Source organism: Nocardioides humi (assembly GCF_006494775.1).
Classification (GTDB): domain Bacteria; phylum Actinomycetota; class Actinomycetes; order Propionibacteriales; family Nocardioidaceae; genus Nocardioides; species Nocardioides humi.
In genome coordinates this window covers 60,276-77,827 of record NZ_CP041146.1, presented here as the reverse complement: position 1 = coordinate 77,827, position 17,552 = coordinate 60,276, and the positions used below count along the sequence as shown (strand labels likewise).

Annotated in this window: 18 protein-coding genes; 15 read left to right on the top strand and 3 right to left on the bottom strand. The window is 71.8% G+C overall.

Annotated elements, in window-relative coordinates:
* Positions 1-100 precede the first annotated feature (100 nt).
* Entirely contained in the window at positions 101-1,381 is a 1,281-nt protein-coding gene (locus FIV44_RS00390; RefSeq protein ID WP_141002770.1) for an acetyl-CoA C-acetyltransferase, read from the top strand.
* A 21-nt stretch (positions 1,382-1,402) separates the two neighbouring features.
* On the opposite strand, the gene FIV44_RS00385 is transcribed toward FIV44_RS00390, so the two are convergent.
* From FIV44_RS00385 to FIV44_RS00375, 3 genes are all read right to left on the bottom strand, one after another.
* Positions 1,403-2,098 (bottom strand): TetR/AcrR family transcriptional regulator, encoded by a 696-nt coding sequence (locus tag FIV44_RS00385; protein ID WP_141002769.1) that lies wholly within the window; start codon positions 2,096-2,098, stop codon positions 1,403-1,405.
* 65 nt (positions 2,099-2,163) lie between these two features.
* Positions 2,164-3,687, bottom strand: a complete 1,524-nt coding sequence (locus tag FIV44_RS00380; RefSeq protein WP_141002768.1) for an ATP-dependent DNA ligase — start codon at positions 3,685-3,687, stop codon at positions 2,164-2,166.
* Between the two features lie 4 nt (positions 3,688-3,691).
* Positions 3,692-4,297, bottom strand: a complete 606-nt coding sequence (locus tag FIV44_RS00375; protein WP_219996233.1) for a TetR/AcrR family transcriptional regulator — start codon at positions 4,295-4,297, stop codon at positions 3,692-3,694.
* 98 nt (positions 4,298-4,395) lie between these two features.
* On the opposite strand from FIV44_RS00375, the gene FIV44_RS00370 reads away from it, so the two are divergent.
* From FIV44_RS00370 to FIV44_RS00305, 14 genes are all read left to right on the top strand, one after another.
* Entirely contained in the window at positions 4,396-5,334 is a 939-nt protein-coding gene (locus tag FIV44_RS00370) for a DNA-3-methyladenine glycosylase family protein (RefSeq protein WP_181410899.1), read from the top strand.
* A 102-nt stretch (positions 5,335-5,436) separates the two neighbouring features.
* Positions 5,437-6,261 carry an MlaE family ABC transporter permease gene (locus tag FIV44_RS00365; RefSeq protein ID WP_141002767.1) on the top strand — a complete coding sequence of 275 codons (825 nt, stop codon included), beginning with the start codon at positions 5,437-5,439 and terminating at the stop codon, positions 6,259-6,261.
* Positions 6,261-7,130, top strand: coding sequence for an MlaE family ABC transporter permease (locus FIV44_RS00360; protein WP_246086738.1), 870 nt, complete (start codon positions 6,261-6,263; stop codon positions 7,128-7,130). Before FIV44_RS00365 ends, FIV44_RS00360 begins: the two co-directional genes overlap by 1 nt.
* Before the next feature lie 9 nt (positions 7,131-7,139).
* Positions 7,140-8,198, top strand: a complete 1,059-nt coding sequence (locus tag FIV44_RS00355) for an MCE family protein (RefSeq protein ID WP_141002766.1) — start codon at positions 7,140-7,142, stop codon at positions 8,196-8,198.
* A complete protein-coding gene (locus FIV44_RS00350; RefSeq protein WP_141002765.1) occupies positions 8,195-9,211 on the top strand; it encodes an MCE family protein in 1,017 nt (338 codons plus the stop codon). The genes FIV44_RS00355 and FIV44_RS00350 overlap by 4 nt, the downstream gene beginning before the upstream one ends.
* A 5-nt stretch (positions 9,212-9,216) precedes the next feature.
* Positions 9,217-10,191 carry an MCE family protein gene (locus FIV44_RS00345; RefSeq protein ID WP_181410898.1) on the top strand — a complete coding sequence of 325 codons (975 nt, stop codon included), beginning with the start codon at positions 9,217-9,219 and terminating at the stop codon, positions 10,189-10,191.
* Positions 10,188-11,243, top strand: a complete 1,056-nt coding sequence (locus tag FIV44_RS00340; protein WP_141002763.1) for an MCE family protein — start codon at positions 10,188-10,190, stop codon at positions 11,241-11,243. The genes FIV44_RS00345 and FIV44_RS00340 overlap by 4 nt, the downstream gene beginning before the upstream one ends.
* An 8-nt stretch (positions 11,244-11,251) precedes the next feature.
* A complete protein-coding gene (locus tag FIV44_RS00335) occupies positions 11,252-12,442 on the top strand; it encodes an MCE family protein (protein ID WP_141002762.1) in 1,191 nt (396 codons plus the stop codon).
* A 1-nt stretch (position 12,443) separates the two neighbouring features.
* Positions 12,444-13,532 (top strand): MlaD family protein, encoded by a 1,089-nt coding sequence (locus FIV44_RS00330; protein WP_141002761.1) that lies wholly within the window; start codon positions 12,444-12,446, stop codon positions 13,530-13,532.
* Between the two features lie 67 nt (positions 13,533-13,599).
* Positions 13,600-14,160 carry a hypothetical protein gene (locus FIV44_RS00325; RefSeq protein WP_141002760.1) on the top strand — a complete coding sequence of 187 codons (561 nt, stop codon included), beginning with the start codon at positions 13,600-13,602 and terminating at the stop codon, positions 14,158-14,160.
* A 30-nt stretch (positions 14,161-14,190) separates the two neighbouring features.
* Positions 14,191-15,453 (top strand): phospholipase D-like domain-containing protein, encoded by a 1,263-nt coding sequence (locus tag FIV44_RS00320; RefSeq protein ID WP_246086737.1) that lies wholly within the window; start codon positions 14,191-14,193, stop codon positions 15,451-15,453.
* Positions 15,454-15,508: 55 nt separating this feature from the next.
* Positions 15,509-16,105, top strand: coding sequence for a TetR/AcrR family transcriptional regulator (locus FIV44_RS00315; RefSeq protein WP_141002759.1), 597 nt, complete (start codon positions 15,509-15,511; stop codon positions 16,103-16,105).
* 11 nt (positions 16,106-16,116) lie between these two features.
* Positions 16,117-16,998, top strand: coding sequence for an SDR family oxidoreductase (locus FIV44_RS00310; RefSeq protein WP_141002758.1), 882 nt, complete (start codon positions 16,117-16,119; stop codon positions 16,996-16,998).
* Entirely contained in the window at positions 16,995-17,543 is a 549-nt protein-coding gene (locus FIV44_RS00305; protein WP_141002757.1) for a carboxymuconolactone decarboxylase family protein, read from the top strand. Before FIV44_RS00310 ends, FIV44_RS00305 begins: the two co-directional genes overlap by 4 nt.
* Positions 17,544-17,552 lie beyond the last annotated feature (9 nt).

Genomic DNA, 17,552 nt, shown 5'->3' with positions numbered 1-17,552 from the left:
CTCGGCATCTATGTAACTAGATGTGTAACTCTGAGTCCACATTTCGTGATCTCGCCCTCAAACAGTTCTCCTGAGGGCTCCTGCGCGTGAGGATAGGACCATGGCCAACACTGTTCGTCGGGCCGCCGTACTCGGTGGCAACCGCATCCCCTTCGCCCGCTCCAACGGGGCCTACGCCACCGCCTCCAACCAGGAGATGCTGACCGCCGCGCTCGACGGCCTCGTGGCCCGCTTCGGGCTGGAGGGTGAACGTCTGGGAGAGGTCGCCGGCGGTGCGGTGCTCAAGCACAGCCGCGACTTCAACCTGGTCCGCGAGTCGGTGCTCAGCACCCGCCTCGCCCCGGAGACGCCGGCCGTCGACCTGCAGCAGGCCTGCGGCACCGGCCTCCAGGCGATCAACTACATCGCCAACAAGATCAAGCTCGGCCAGATCGACTCGGGTGTCGGCGGCGGCGTCGACACCACCTCCGACGCCCCCGTCGCGATCTCCGAGAAGCTGCGCAAGAAGCTGATCCAGCTCAACAACGCCCGCTCCACCAAGGACCGCCTCGCCGTCCTGGCCACCATCCGGCCCGGCGACATCGGCCTGGCGATCCCGTCCAACGGCGAGCCGCGGACCAGGCTGTCCATGGGCGAGCACCAGGCGCTGACCGCGCTCGAGTGGCAGATCACCCGGGAGGCCCAGGACGAGCTGGCGGTCGCCTCGCACCACAACCTCGCGGCGTCGTACGACGAGGGCTGGCAGGACGACCTGGTCACCCCGTTCCGCGGCCTGGAGCGCGACAACAACCTGCGCGCCGACTCCTCGCTGGAGAAGCTCGCCAAGCTCAAGCCGGTCTTCGGCAAGGGCGAGGCGGCGACGATGACCGCCGCGAACTCCACCCCGCTGACCGACGGCGCGTCCGCCGTGCTGCTCGGCTCCGACGAGTGGGCCGAGGCGCACGGCCTCGAGGCGCTGGCCTACTTCGTCGACTCCGAGGTCGCGGCGGTCGACTTCGTCAACGGCGCCGAGGGCCTGCTGATGGCGCCGGCGTACGCCGTCCCGCGGATGCTCGAGCGCAACGGCCTGGCCCTGCAGGACTTCGACTTCTACGAGATCCACGAGGCCTTCGCCTCGCAGGTGCTCTCGACGCTCGCCGCGTGGGAGAGCCCGGTGTTCTGCAAGGAGCGCCTCGGCCTCGACGCCCCGCTCGGCTCGATCGACCGCAGCAAGCTCAACGTCAAGGGCTCCTCGCTCGCCGCGGGCCACCCGTTCGCCGCCACCGGCGGCCGGATCGTGGCCAACACCGCCAAGCTGCTCCAGGCCAACGGCGGCGGCCGGGCGCTGATCTCGGTCTGCGCGGCCGGCGGCCAGGGCGTCGTCGCGATCCTGGAGCGCTGAGCGCTTCCCGGACCGGTTGCCTCAGCGCTGGCGCGAGGAGACCAGTGCCAGCGCTGAGGTCACCAGGTACGCCCGTACCTGGTCCGGCGAGATCTCGCCGACGGTCGGGATGCCCGGCGCGGCCTCGCTGACCAGGATCCCCAGCCGGGCCAGCTGGAGCGCGCCCAGGCCACTGGCGTAGAGCGCGTTGGCGAGCAGCACCGGGTCCTCGGTCAGCACGAAGGCGCCCTTCTCCACGCCGCGCGCCAGCGCGTCGGACAGCACCGTCAGGCAGGACGTGATGCCCCGCCCGAGCCGGAACAGCGGCCCCTCCGCGATCTCGTCGAGCAGCTCGTCGCCCGGCCGCACCATGAGCGCCTGGGCGCAGTCGACGAACGCCGGGTGCGCCACGCCGTAGTCGACGAAGGCGCCCACGATGGCCGCCAGCTGCTCGTTCGGGTCCTCCGACGCCGCGGCGGCCGCCGCCATCGCGTCGTGCAGCTCCTCGAGGTAGCCGACCAGGGTCAGCGCGAACAGCTCCTCCTTGCCGGTGAAGTGCCGGTAGACGATCGCCCGGTTGATCCCCACCGCACTGGCGATCTCCTCGATCTGGACGTCCCGCACGCCCTTGGAGTCGAAGATCTGGCGGGTCGCCGCGATGATCTCCGCCTGCCGCGCCTTCCGGCGCGCGGCCGCCGCCCTGCGACGGCCGTCGGTGGCCGGTGCGTTGGTCGCCATGGGGGAAGTGTACGAGACGTGCAACTCGGTGTTGCAACATCTCCGGCGCGTTCGAGGCCGATGCCTCAGGGGCCCGCCAGCGCCCGCACCGTCGCGATCGTGTCCGCCTCGTCGGCGGACTTGTCGTCCCGGTACCGCACCACTCGGGCGAAGCGGAGCGCCAGCCCGCCGGCGTACCGTGTCGAACGCTGGAGGCCGTCGAAGGCGATCTCGACGACCTGCTCGGGGCGGACGGTGACGACCCAGCCGTCGTCGGAGACCTCGAGCTCCCGGAAGCGCTCGGTCTGCCAGGCGAGCATCTCGTCGGTCATGCCCTTGAACGTCTTGCCGAGCATCGTGAACCCCGTGGGGGAGGACGGGTCGCGGGCGCCGAGGTGGATGTTGGAGAGCCAGCCGCGGCGGCGGCCGGAGCCGTGCTCGACGGCGAGCACGACGAGGTCGAGGGTGTGGACGGGCTTGACCTTGACCCAGGCGGAGCCGCGGCGGCCGGCGTCGTACGGCGCGTCGACGGACTTCACCACGACGCCCTCGTGGCCGGAGGCGAGGACCGAGGACGCGAAGGCCGTGGCGTCGGCGGGGTCGGAGCCGACCCAGCGCTGGACCCGGTGGACGGGTGGGACGAGCTCCTCGAGGACCTGCCAGCGCTCGTGGGCGGGGCGGTCGATGAGGTCGGTGCCGTCGAGGTGCAGCACGTCGAAGAAGTACGGCGTGACGACCGACCCGCCGGGGACGACCTCGGTGGCGGTGCGGGAGGCCGTCTCCTGGAACGGCCGCGGTCGGCCGTCGGCGGCGAGGGACAGCGCCTCGCCGTCCAGCACCAGCCGGGTGGCGGGCAGGGAGCGGGCGATCGCGACGACCTCGGGCAGGCGGTGGGTGATGTCGTCGAGGCTGCGGGTGGCGATCACGACGTCGTCGCCGGAGCGGTGCACCTGGATCCGGATGCCGTCGAGCTTGGCGTCGACGCCGACGGTCCCCGAGCTGCCGGCGGCCTTGGCGAGCGCGGCGGCCACGTCCGGCGCGGAGGAGGCGAGCATCGGCAGGACCGGGCGGCCGACGGTCAGGCCGACCGCCTCCAGCGCCGTCACGCCGGAGAAGGCCGCGTCGACGACGTACGTCGCCCCGCCGGCCAGCATCGCCGCGCGCCGGACCGCGACGAGCGGGACCTCGGCGGCCAGCGCCAGCGCCTCGGTGACGATCGCCTCGAGCGCGCCCTGGCGCACCTCGCCGACGGTGACGGCGCGCAGCCACTCCTGCTCGGCCGCGGTCGCCCGCCCGAACAGGTCCGCGACGGCGGCGGCGCGCAGGCCGGCCGAGCCGGCGCCGGCGAGCAGCGAGATCGCCGCGAAGGCGGTGTCGACCTCGACCACCTCGAGCGTCGGAGCGGTCGCGGGGGAGGGCAGGTCCTGGAGGCTGCGCCACCCGATTCCGGTACGACGCTGGCGGAGCCGCCCGCTGAGGTAGTGGGCCACCAGCGCCCGCTCCCCGGGGTCGGCCGCGAGCAGCAGTGCGCTGATCAGCCGGGTCTTCTCCTTGCGCGACCGCGTCGCGGCGACCTGCCGGGAGACGTCGACGAGGTCGCGGAGCAGCATCGGATCAGCGGCTGGCTTCCAGCGAGGCCGCGACGGCGCCGTCGATGACCTGCTCGTAGACGAGGTCGAGGTCGAGGGCCTCGGCGCTGGTGCCGGACAGGTCGCCGAAGTAGCCGGCGACCTCCAGGGACACGAACCCGTGCAGCGAGGCGAACAGCGCCATCGCGCTCTGCAGCAGCCGGTCGTCGGGGAGCCCGGCGGAGCGGACCATCACGGCCAGCGCCTCGATCGCGTCGAGGGCGGCCGCGTAGAACGCCTCGCGGTCGATCGGCGGCCGGGTGAGCGCGGCGTAGCGCTGGGGGTGGGTCCGGGCGAAGGCGCGCAGGGCGTGGCTGAGCGCCCGCAGGCCGGCGATCCCGGCGTGCCCCATGGCGGCGGCGCGGACGTGCTCGCCGAGCAGGCGCATCGCGCGGACCTGGATGAGGGCGCGCAGGTCCTCGAGGTTCGCGACGTGGTTGTAGAGCGAGGACACCCGCGCCTCGAGCTCGGCCGCGAGGGACGTCATGGTGAGCGCGTCGTACCCGTCGCGGTCGACGAGCGCCTCGGCCGCCTGGAGCACGGCCTCCTGGTCGAGGCGCGTCCGGCGGCTGCGGGTCGTGTCGATGCTCAACTGCCCTCCGGAGCCTGAAGGAAGAATGACGGTACGTACGAAAGGGATTCGTCGCGGTACGAGAGAGCCTAGTCCACCCGGCGCCGTACAGTGCTCCGGTGACCTCCCCGGACGCGGTGCGCGTGTGGCTGCCCGGGCGCCCGGTCCCGGTGGCGGCGCTCCTGCGCCAGCAGCGTCGCGGCGTCGGCGACCCGACCCACCGGCTGGGGGTCGCCGGCCGGCACTGGCGCGCCAGTCGGACGCCGGAGGGGCCGGCCGCGGTCGCCGTGACCGAGCAGGACGACGCGGGAGCGGTCACCGCCCACGCGTGGGGTCCCGGCGCGCACTGGGCGCTCGCCCAGCTGCCCGCGCTGCTGGGCGATCTCGACGACTGGACCGGCTTCGCGCCGCGCCACCCGGTGCTCGAGGAGGTACGCCGCCGCCACCCGCACCTGCGCCTGGGCCGGACCGGGCTGGTGCTGGAGGCAGTCGTGCCCGCGATCATCGAGCAGAAGGTCACCGGCCAGGAGGCCTTCGCCGGCTTCCGCGCCCTCGTCCGGCGCCACGGCACGCCGGCTCCCGGCCCGGGCGCCGCGCACGGCCTGATGGTCCAGCCGGACGCGGAGACGCTGCGCGGGATCCCGTCCTGGGAGTGGCTGCGCCTGCACGTCGATCCCGCGCGCAGCCGGGCGGTGGTCACCGCGGCCCGGCACGCGGCGGCACTGGAGCGCACGGCCGCCGAGCCGGGGGAGGACGCCGAGCGCCGGCTGCGCGCCCTGCCGGGGGTCGGCGTGTGGACCGCCGCGGAGGTACGTCAGCGCGCGCTCGGCGACCCGGACGCGGTCTCCTTCGGCGACTACCACGTGGCCAAGGACGTCGGCTGGGCCCTGGAGGGCCGGCTGTTCGACGACGCCGAGCTGGCCCGCTACCTGCGTCCGTGGGAGGGCCAGCGCGGCCGGGTGCCGTTCCTCGTGGCGGCCGCCGGGCTGCGCCGGCCGAGGCGCGGTCCACGGATGGCGCCACGCGATCACCTCGGGACCCGTGACCAATTCGCGTGATAAGTGTTACACCGTGCGACAGGCAGTATCCGGGGGCTGGATCGGTCCGGGGCTCCCGGTGTGGCAGGCAGGGGTGGAGATGGACGAGAGGCGGTTGCCCGGATGAGCGCCGTGGTCGCCGGGGGACGCTCCCTCCTCGACAGCATGACCGGCCGCTTCAAGGCCGGGGTCGTCACCACCGGTGAGCTCGTGAAGCTCGCCGTGGAGTCCATCCAGTGGGGCTTCTCCGACATCGTCGCGCGGCGGTTCTCGTGGACCGAGTTCCTCCTGCAGTGCTGGTTCATGACCCGCGTCTCGCTGCTCCCGACCATCCTGGTCGCCATCCCGTTCGGCGTGATCACCTCGGTGCAGATCGGCGCCGCGGCCAACCAGATCGGCGCGCAGTCGTTCATCGGCGCGGTCAACGGCATCGGTGTGCTCCGGCAGGGCGCGCCGCTGGTGACGTCGCTGATGATCGCGGGCGCGGTCGGCTCCGCCGTGTGCGCCGACCTCGGCGCCCGCACCGTGCGCGAGGAGATCGACGCGCTCAAGGTGATGGGCATCTCGCCGATCCAGCGCCTGGTCGCCCCACGGATCCTCGCCGCGCTCCTCGTCTCGCTGCTGCTGACCGTGATCGTCGCGATGACCGCCATGACGACCGCGTTCGTCATCGTGGTCGGCGGCGGGCAGATCTCCTCCGGCACCTACCTCGACTCGTTCGTCGGCCTCGCGCAGCCGGGCGACCTGGTCCTCGCCGAGCTCAAGGGCCTCATCTTCGGGTTCGTGGCCATCATCGTCTGCGCCCACAAGGGGCTGAGCGCGCACGGCGGTCCGAAGGCCGTCGCCGACGCCGTCAACCAGGCCGTCGTGCTCAGCGTCATCCTGCTCGCCGTGATCAACGTCGGCCTGACCCAGGCCTACGTGATGCTCTTCCCCGGAGGTGCCTGATGTCCGAGGTCCAGCTCGGTCGCGGGCTCGGGGCGCGCCTCTCCGACGCCCTCGTCGGCGCCGCCGACGCACTGATGAGCACGCTCGCCATGTTCGGCTCGTTCGTGAGCTTCTCCGGCAAGGTGTTCCGCGAGATCCCGGCGACCGTCGCCCTCTACCCGAAGGAGGTGCTGCGCCAGATCAAGGACATCGCCTGGGGCAGCGGCGCCCTCCTCGTCGGCGGCGGCACCGTGGGCGTGATGATCCTGCTGTCCGTCGCCGCAGGCACGTCGATCGGCATCGAGGGCTTCAACGGCCTCGAGATCGTCGGCCTCGCGCCGCTGACGGGCTTCATCTCCGCGAGCGTCAACACCCGTGAGCTGGCCCCGCTGATCGCGGCCCTCGCGCTCGGAGCCCAGGTCGGCTGCCGGTTCACCGCGCAGATCGGCTCGATGAAGATCCACGAGGAGATCGACGCGCTCGAGGTGATGGCGGTCAGTGCGGTGCGCTACGTCTGCACCACCCGCGTCATCGCCTGCATGGTCGCGATCCTGCCGCTCTACCTGATCGGCCTGATCGGCAGCTACGTCGCCTCGCAGGTCTCGGTCGTCGTCCTGTTCGGGCAGTCACCCGGTCAGTACGACCATTACTTCTCCACGTTCATCCAGGGCAGGGACATCGTGTTCTCGATCGTGAAGATCCTGATCTTCGCCCTGACCGTGGCCCTGATCCACTGCTGGTACGGCATGCGGGTCGGGGGCGGGCCCCAGGCGGTCGGCGAGGCGACCGGCACCGGCATCCGCGCCAGCATCGTGTCCATCGTCGTGCTCGACATGGTCCTCACCCTGGTGTTCTGGGGCGGCGACCCGGGCTTCCGGATCTCGGGGTGAGGTGACGAGATGGCACGAGAGGTCTCCCGCAACCAGCTGGCCCGCCGCGGCCTGATCGCGCTCGTCGCGCTCGCGGTCGTCGGCGCCTTCATCACGCTGCGCAGCAACGGCACGTTCGGCTCCCGGCCGCACGTCACCGCCGAGGTCGCGAACGCCGGCGGCGCGCTGCGTACCGGCTCCGACGTCAAGATGAACGGCGTCATCGTCGGCAAGGTGTCCCGGATCAGCCGGGCCGCGTCCGGCGGCGTCACCGTCGACATGGAGATGTCGAAGTCCGACATGGACGTCATCCCCGGCAACGTGGTGGCGCGGATCCTGCCCGCGACCGTGTTCGGCACGACCTTCGTCGACCTGGTCGTCCACGGCAGCCCGTCGGGCGAGCTGAAGGCGGGCGCGAAGGTGCAGGCCGACGGCACCCAGGAGACGCTCGAGCTCCAGCAGGCCCTCGACGACATCGACCGCCTGGTCAAGGCGCTCGGTCCCGCCGAGCTCGCCTCGGCGATCGGCTCGGCGGCCGAGGCGCTCGACGGCCGCGGCGGCCAGATCGGCGCCACGGTCCGCACCCTCAACGGCTATCTCGACCGGATCAACCCGCGGATGCCGCAGGTCCGGGCGGACCTGGAGGCGCTGGCCGCCACGACCCGGCTCGTCGACCAGATCGCCCCCGACCTGCTCGACGCCACCGACGACGTCCTGGTCACGCTCCACACCATCGTCACCCAGGAGGCCTCCCTCACCGCCCTGATCAGCGGCGGGACCAACCTGGCGCGGACCTCGAGTGCGTTCCTGAAGAAGAACGAGAAGAACCTGGTGGACTTCATCAACGGATCCGCGGTCCTGCTCGACGCGGTCCACGACAACCGCAAGGCCGGCATCACCGATGCGCTCGCGGTCAACATCCTGCTCGGCACGAACCTGCCGCAGGCGGTGCGCGGCGGCTTCGTGCGGACCGACGGCACGCTGCGGCTCTCGCCGCCGCCGTACTACACCAGCGCCCAGCGGCCGGCGTACCGCACCGGCAGCACCGACCCGGCCGGCGTCGGGCGACTGTGGGGGGAGGGCCGATGACCGGGCTGCGCTCGATCGCGATCAAGTTCGTCGCCTTCGCGGTGGCCAGCGGCCTGATGCTGCTCCTGCTGGTCAACACCATGCAGAACGGCGTCAGCGGGGGCACCCGCGAGTTCACGGCCGAGTTCGCCGACGTCAACGGGCTGCGCGTCGGCGACGACGTCAAGGCCGCCGGCGTCCGGGTCGGCCAGGTCAAGGGCATCAAGGCGACCGACGACGGCGCCGAGATCGAGCTCGAGCTGGTGAAGGACCAGCCGCTGCTCGACTCGACCAAGCTGGTCATGCGCTACCAGAACCTGCTCGGGCAGCGGTACATCTCGCTGGTCCAGGGCGCCCAGCGCGGCGCCGCGCTCCCGGACGGCGCCGCGGTCCCCGTCACCCACACCGACCCGGGCTTCGACCTGACCGGCCTGCTCAACGGCTTCCGGCCGTTGTTCAAGGTGCTCCAGCCCGGCGACGTCAACCAGCTGGCGACGTCCCTGGTCAAGGTGCTCCAGGGCGAGGGCGGCACCGTCGAGCAGCTCCTCGCCCAGACCAGCGAGCTCAGCAACTTCCTCGCCGACCGCGACGCCGTGATCGGCGAGGTGATGACCAACCTCAAGCCGGTGCTCGACAACATCGCGGGCCAGGGCGACGAGCTCTCCAAGACGGTCGCCGAGCTGCGCAAGCTGATGACCGGGCTGGCCGAGGACCGCAAGTCCATCGGTGCCTCGATCGACGGCGTGAGCCGCCTCGTCGGCGCGACCAGCTCTCTCCTCAAGGAGGTCAAGGTGCCCCTGACGAGGACGACGGACCGGCTGGTCACCGTCGCGGACATGTTCGAGCGGTCCCGGGCGAGCCTGGTGGACGCGATCCCGGCGTTCACGACCGTCTTCGAGTCGCTCGGCCGCGCGACGTCGTACGAGAACGCGCTGAACGTCTACGTCTGCTCGTTGTCCATCGCACTGACGGCCAATGGCACCGGCATCAACCCGGTCGGCAACAACGGTCCCTGGTCGGCGGCGTGCCGATGAAGCCCATGAACGAGCGCAACCCGATGCGCGTCGGCATCGTGACCCTGGTGATCCTCGGCCTGGTCGGCGCGGCCGTGATCGTGCTCAGCGTCAGCAACTTCGGCACGAAGAAGTACACCGCCGTCCTCGAGCACACCGCCGGCCTGCGCACCGGCGAGGACGTCCAGGTGCACGGCGTGATCTCCGGCAAGGTCACCGGCATCGAGATCGAGCAGGACCACGTCCTGGTCACCTTCGCCCTCGACTCCGGCATCACGCTGGGCGAGCGGTCCTCGGCGACCGTGAAGGTCGCCACCCTGCTCGGCACCCACTACCTCGAGGTCGACCCGAACGGCTCCGGGAGCCTCGCCGGCGGGCAGATCCCGCTCGAGCGGACGTCGGTGCCCTACAACCTGCAGGACGTCATCGAGAAGGGCTCCGAGGCGCTCGACGAGCTCGACCCGGAGCTCCTCGCCCAGGCGCTGACCGCCATGGCCGGGACGCTCGGCGCGAGCAAGGAGGAGATCGGTCCCGCGCTGGAGGGCGTCGCCCGGCTCTCGGAGGTCGTCTCGAAACGCTCCGACCAGGTCGGCGACCTGCTCGAGTCCACCCGGAAGGTCACCGACCAGCTCTCGGCGAGCAGCCAGGACATCGTCGGGCTGATGAAGCAGACCAACCTGGTCGTCGGCGAGATCACCGCCCGCCGGGAGGCGATCCACCGGCTGCTCGTGGAGACGACGGACCTGTCGAAGGCGCTGACCGCGATCGTGAAGTCCACCAACGGCAAGCTCAAGCCCGCGCTGAAGGACGTCAACGCCGTCCTCGACACGCTCAACAGCCAGGACAAGCAGCTGACCAAGCTGCTGGAGCAGATGGCTCCGGCGATCCGGTACGTCGCCAACGCGACCGGCAGCGGCCCGTACCTCCCGCTCTACGTCAAGCCGCCGGCGATCCCGGCCGACGACACCACCTGCAAGCTGGAAGGGACGTGCCAGCGATGACCGGGCCCCTCGACTCCAGGCGAGGCCGCGGCCGCGTGGCGCGCGCCGCGGGCGCGACGGTCGCCGCCCTCGCCGTCCTGCTCACCTCCGGGTGCGGCCTCGTGGGCGGCTCCGACACGATGACCGTGAAGGCCTACTTCGCCGACTCCGCGGGCCTGTTCGTCGGCAACGACGTGGGCGTGCTCGGCGTCACCGTCGGCTCCGTCACCTCCATCGAGCCGGACGGCGACAAGGTCCTGGTCACCATGGAGGTCGACGCCGACCAGCCCGTGCCCGCCGACGCCGGCGCGGTGGTCGTCGCCCGGTCCGTCGCGACCGACCGGTACGTCGAGCTGACGCCGGTCTACCGGGAGGGCGCGAAGATGCAGGACGACGCGACCATCGCGCTGGACCGCACCCAGACCCCGGTCGACTTCGACCAGGTGCTGGAGTCGCTCAACGACTTCGCCACGGGCATCGGCGGCAACGCCGAGACGACCGAGGCGGTCCAGAAGTTCATCGACGCCGGCACCGAGGCCCTGCAGGGCCGGGGCCCGCTGCTCAACCAGACCATCCACTCGCTCGCGAACGGCGTCGACGGGATCGCCAACCACCGCGAGGACATCGCGGCCACGCTGCGCTCGCTCGACGTCCTGCTGACCACGGTCGCGGCCAACGAGGACACCGCGCGCACCTTCATCCAGCAGGTCTCGCGGGCCTCCCAGCTGCTCGCCGACGAGCGGGGCAACTTCCAGAAGGCGCTCCGCTCCCTCGACGAGGCGGTCACCACGGTCGCCAAGTTCGCCGTCGACAACCGGCAGTCGATCGTGGACAGCCTCGACGGCTCGACCACGCTGATGAAGACCCTGCTCACCAAGCAGGACCAGCTCGCCGAGATCCTCCGGGTGATGCCGCTGGCCCTGCAGAACCTGCAGATGGTCCAGGGCGACCGGCTCCCGGTCCGGATCGACCCGCTGATCCTGGACCCGCTGGGCGGCATCCTCCAGCAGGTGTGCCAGGGCCTGCTCGGGCCGCTGTGCAACATCATCAACGGCACGCAGCCGGGATCGTGAGGGGAGCCATGACTGCGATGAAGACGGCGCTGGTCGCCCTGCTCGCCCTCGTCCTGGGCGTGCTCTCGGCCTGCAGCACCACCATGCGCGACCTCCCGATCCCGGGCACCGGCGTCTCGGGCGACACGATCGAGATCCAGGCCCAGTTCGACGACGCGCTCAACCTGGCGGTCGGCGCGCCGGTCAAGGTCAACGGCGTCGACATGGGCAAGGTCAAGGCGATCGAGCCCGACGACTTCACCGCCCTCGCGACGCTGACGGTGAAGAAGGACGCCGGCGTGCGCGAGGGGGCGCAGGCGCGGCTGCGCTACACGACCCCGCTCGGCGAGCTGTTCGTCGACGTCACGAACCCGGCGACGGGCGCCGTGCTGGCCGACAAGGCCGTCCTGGCCCGGGAGAGCACCCGGACGGCGCCCTCGGTCGAGGACGCGCTGGCCCAGGCGTCCCTGCTGATCAACGGCGGTGGCCTCGACCAGCTCCAGACCGTCACCGAGGAGCTGAACACCGCGCTCAACGGCAACGAGGCGGACTACCGCGCGCTGCTCGACAAGGCGTCGGTGTTCCTGACCCAGGCCAACTCGACCACCCAGGCGATCGACGGCGTCCTCACCTCGATGAACTCGCTCTCGAAGACCCTGAACGGACGCAAGAAGACCATCAACCGCGCGCTCCGCGAGATCCGGCCCGCGGCCAAGGTGCTGCGGGAGAAGACCCCCGAGTTCACCGAGCTGCTCGCCGAGGTCGAGAAGTTCAGCGGCGCCGCCAACGACACCGTGACCAAGACCCGGGCCCAGCTGCTCACCGTGCTCGGCGAGCTGGAGCCGGTGCTGGCGGAGTTCGCCGCCAACAACGGGACCTTCGAGCGGTCGCTGAAGGCCGTGATCCAGGCGTCCAGCTCGGCGGACGCGGTGATCGGGACCGACTACCTCAACATCGCCCTCGAGCTGCACGTCGACAACCTCAACGTCGACGGCCTCCTCACCGGGGCGGTCAACGGCCTGGTCACCGACCTGCTCGGCCTGATCGGGCTCGGCAACCTGCTCCCCGGACTGGGGCTGGGCGGCAACAACAAGGCGGGCGCCCAGAGCAAGGGCACGGGCGCCGGCGGGGCGGCGACCCCGCAGGGCGGGACCGGTACGACGTCCGACCCGCTGGGACTCAACGGCCTCCTCGGCGGCCTGTTCGGACGGGGGGCCTGAGATGCTGAAGATCCTCGGCAACCGGCTCTACCTGAGCCTCGCGGGCATCATCGTGGTGCTGATCGTGACGACCGCCTACATCTTCGCGGCCGTCCTCGACCAGCCGCTGACGTCGCGGCCGGTGCAGGTGAAGGTCCAGCTCGCGCAGACCGGCGGCCTCTTCGAGGGCTCGGTGGTCACCTACCGCGGCATCAAGGTCGGCAAGGTCCGCCGGATCGTGCCGTCGGCCGACGGCGTCGAGGCCACCATCGCGATCACCACCGGCACCGAGATCCCGAAGGACTCGCTGGCCCGGGTGCGCAGCCTGTCGCCGGTGGGCGAGCAGTACCTCGACTTCCAGCCGAAGGCGGTCGAGGGCCCCTACCTCGCCGACGGGGACGTCGTGCCCGCGGAGTCGACGGACCTGCCGAAGAGCCTCAGCTCGACGGTCGTCGCGGTCAACAACGTGCTGCGCCAGATCGACGACAAGAAGCTGCGGATCGTGCTCGGCGAGCTGAGCACCGGCCTCAAGGGCACGGGCACCGACCTCGGCCACATCCTCGACCAGGGCACCGCGATCCTGCAGACCCTCGACGAGGTGTGGCCCGAGACGGACCGGGTGATCAGCAACTCCGGCAGCGTGCTGTCCATCGCGACCGACAACGCCGACTCGCTGCGCCGGCTCGCCACCTCCGCCAAGCAGTTCGCGACGTTCCTGCGCAACTACGACCCCGAGCTGCGCGACCTGCTCGCGCGGGGCCCCGGCCAGGTCGACGAGCTGATCAAGCTGGTCGAGGACGCCAACCAGGTGCTGCCGGGCTTCCTGTCGACCGGCGTGAGCTTCACCGACGTGTTCCGCTCCTACGAGCCCCACCTGCGCTCGCTGCTGCAGAACTACTCGCCGGGACTCCGCTCGCTGCTGTCCAAGGTGCGCGACGGTGAGCTGCGGATCGAGCTGATCCCCGACATGGACCCGCGCTGCAGCTACGGCACCCCCCGCCTCGACCCGAAGCGGACCGAGCGCCGGGCGCTGCAGAAGGACGGTCGCTGCGCAGCGTCGTTCGCCACGCTCCAGCGCGGTGCCGCCCACGCCCCGGGGCCGGTCCGGTGAACCACCCCACGAAGTTCTACGCTTCCCCCGCTTCGCTCCTCCAGCGCACAACTTCGCGGGGACCCCGGTGAGCAGGGACGTCAAGCCCGGGACCCTCGTCGTCGCGCTGGCCGCCGCCCTGGTCGCGAGCCTGGCGGCCGTGGCCTGGCTGGTCGTCCAGGAGCGCGGCGCCAGCGGCGACCTCGAGGACGCCCAATCCCGGGCCCAGGCGCTCACCGCCCGGGACGACGCCGAGAAGGCGGCGCTGGAGGCGGCCAAGGAGGTGCTGGTCGAGATCACGTCGTACTCGTGGAAGGACGGCGAGCACGACTTCGCGTGGGTCGACAAGATCGCGAACGCCGAGCTGCGGGAGAAGCTGGCGCCCAACGTCGGCGACCTCCAGAAGGCCATCGTCGAGGGCAAGGTGACCGCGCAGGGCCAGGTCGTCGACGCCGCCGCGCGGGCCGTCGACGACCACCAGGTCGAGGTGCTCGCGTTCGTCGACCAGGCGATCACCGACGAGGAGAACACCGACGTCAAGATCGAGGAGCAGCGCGTCAGCATGACCCTGCGGCTCGAGGGCGGCGCCTGGCTGGTCGACCGGCTGGAGCTCCTCAGCGGCGCCAACAGCGGCGAGGGTGCGCAGTAGCGCGGGGGTCCGACCGCTAGATTGACGCGCGTGGCGCACGACGACAGGGACTCGCTGGCCGGCCTGCGGACCGTGCTGCGGCGGGTCCTGCTGACCCTGGTCGGCGTGCCCTTCGCGGTCGCCATCGCGATGTCGCTGGTCGACTCCTACCGGCGTCGCGGCAAGCGGCCCAAGGCGTTCCCCACCACGCCGCCGCGCACGGTCACGGTCGGCGACGGAGAGGTGACGACGTACACCTTCGGGCGGGACCTGTACGACGACATGCTGGCGGCCATCGAGGGCGCCGAGCGGCAGATCCTCTTCGAGACCTACATCTGGAAGGGCGACGCCACGGGGGAGCGGTTCAAGCAGGCCCTCATCGCCGCCGCCGAGCGCGGGGTCGACGTCTACTGCATCTACGACGGGTTCGCGAACCTCGTGGTCTCACCGGCCTTCCAGCGGTTCCCCCCGAGCGTGAAGGTGCTGCGCTACCCGGTCTACGCGGCCGGCTGGCGGTTCTTCGACCTGCGCCGCTACGGGCGCGACCACCGCAAGATCCTCGTGGTCGACGAGAGCGTGGGGTTCGTGGGCGGCTACAACATCGGCTCGGCGTACGAGTCGGAGTGGCGCGACACCCACGTCCGGATCACCGGCCCGGCCGTGTGGGACCTCAAGCGGGCGTTCGCGGACTTCTGGAACCTCAACCGCCGGCGCCGGCTGCGCAGCTCCGAGCGGCCGCTGCTGCTGGAGACCGCGTCGACGTGGGAGCCGCGGGTGCGGCTGCAGCGCAACGTCCCGCGGCTGTGGATGTTCCCGATCCGGGCGATGTACATCGAGGCGATCAACCGTGCCAGCCGCAACGTGTGGATGACCCAGGCCTACTTCCTGCCCGACGAGGACTTCATCGACGCGGTCAAGGCGGCCGCGCGCCGCGGCGTCGACGTACGCCTCCTGCTGCCGCTGAAGTCCAACCACATCGTGGCCGACTGGATCTCGCGCGGCCACTTCACCCAGCTGCTCGACGCCGGGGTGCGGATCCTGCGCTACCGCGACGCGATGGTGCACGCGAAGACGGCGACCGTCGACGGCACCTGGGCGACCGTCGGCACCGCCAACATCGACCGGCTCAGCCTCTCGGGCAACTTCGAGATCAACGTCGAGATCATCGACGAGGGCTTCGCGGCCGAGCTCGAGGCGATCTTCGAGGTCGACCAGTCCCACTGCCTGGAGCTGACCAGCGGCGAGTGGGAGGCGCGCGACGTGCACCGCAAGTTCACCGAGCTGGTGCTCGCCCCGCTGCGCCCGCTGCTCTGACCTGCAGGCCCGCCGCCGATTGACGAACAACACTGTTCGTGGAACGCTCACGGTCATGACGACCCTGCCCCGCGGACGGCACGGCCTGAGCCGCGCCGAGGTGGCGGCGGTCCAGCGGGAGCGGATGTTCCACGCGATGGCCGAGGCGATGGCGGAGCGGGGGTACGCCGCGACGCCGGTGGCCGAGATCGTCCGGCGCGCCGGCGTCTCCCGGGAGACCTTCTACCAGCACTTCGGCTCCAAGCAGGAGTGCTTCATCGCGGCGTACGCGTGGGCGACGGACGCGCTGCGCGCCGGCTTCGCCGAGGGGCTGGGCGCGGCCGGGCCGCCGCTGGAGCGGCTCGCCGACCTGCTCGACCGCTATCTCGCGGCCCTCGCCGAGGACCCCGACCGCTCCCGGCTGTTCCTGGTCGAGGTCTACGCCGCCGGCCCCGAGGTCATGCGGCGGAGGCTGGAGGTCCAGCAGGAGGCGGCGACCGAGCTCGCCCGGACCCTCGGCGCCCGCGACGCGCGGGAGCGCTTCGCGTGCGAGGCCCTGCTGGCCGCCACGGTCCAGATGGCGACCGCGCACATCATGGTCGGCGAGCCGGAGCGGCTGGCCGGCCTCCGACCGCCGCTCGTCGCCCTCGCGGCGTCGCTGTTCCCGAGCTGAGGAGAAGTCCCATGTGGTTCCGTGCCCCCGTCCGCGACCTGGCCGGCAAGCAGGTCCTGGTCACCGGCGCCGCGAGCGGCATCGGTCGCGCGGTCGCCGAGCAGGCCGCCGAGCGCGGCGCCGTGCTGCACCTGACCGACATCCGGGCCGACCGGCTGGCCGAGGTCGCCGCCGCGATCCGGGCCCGGGGCGGCCGGGTCGGCAGCGCGGAGGCCGCCGACGTCTCCGACCACGCCGACGTACGCCGCCTCGCCGCCCTCGTCACCGAGCGCCACGGCGCCATGGACGTGATCCTCAACGTCGCGGGGATCGCGATCTGGGGCACCGTCCGCAGCCTGGAGCCCGAGCACTGGCAGCGGCTGGTCGACGTCAACCTGATGGGTCCGATCCACGTGATCGAGGAGTTCGTGCCGCCGATGATCGACGCCGGCCGCGGCGGCCAGCTGGTCAACGTCTCCTCGGCCGCCGGCATCATCGCGATGCCCTGGCACGCGGCCTACAGCGCGACCAAGTTCGGCCTGCGCGGCGTCTCGGAGGTCCTGCGCTACGACCTGCGCAAGCACCGGATCGGCGTCAGCCTGGTCTGCCCCGGCGGCGTCGACACCGGCCTGGTCGAGACGATCCGGATCGCCGGCATCGACCAGCAGAGCAAGGCGTTCGTCCGCGCTCGCCGGCACTTCCAGAAGCGCGCGGTCTCACCCGAGCAGGCCGCGGCGGCGATCTGGAGGGGTGCGCTGCGCAACCGGTACTGGGTCTACACCTCGCCCGACATCCGCCTCGCCCACTGGCTGCAGCGCTACTTCCCGCCCGGGTACGCCGTCGCGATGCGGATCTTCAACTACGGCGCCAACCGGGTGCTGCCCGCCGTCGAGCAGGCCCGGCGGGCGGCATGAGCGAGCCCACGGCCCCCCGGATCGCACCGGGCGGCTGGCGCGAGGTCGGCCCGCTCGTCGCGCTCTTCGCCCGCATCGCCGGCCGGGTCCAGGGCACCGAGCCGCCTGCCGTCTTCCTGACCCTGGGCCGGCACCGCCGGCTGTTCTGGGGCTGGCTGCACTTCGCCGGCCGGCTGATGCCGGGCGGGCGCCTCTCGCGCCGCGAGTCGGAGCTGGTCATCGTCCGGGTCGCGGCACGCCGCGGGTCGTCGTACGAGCTGACCCAGCACCGGCGCCTGGCCCGGCGCGCCGGCCTGACCCGTGCGGAGCTCGCCGCGATCGAGGCGGGGGACGCCGAGGGCACCTTCAGCCCCCGCGAGCGGCTGCTGCTGCGCGCCACCGACGAGCTGCTCGCCGACCAGGACCTCTCCGACGGCCTGTGGGCGGAGCTGGGGGAGCAGTTCGAGGACCGGGAGCGGATCGAGATCCTGATGCTGATCGGCCACTACGCCATGCTCGCCACCGCGCTCCACGCGCTGCGGGTGCAGCCGGACCGGCCGCGCTGACGCCGAATC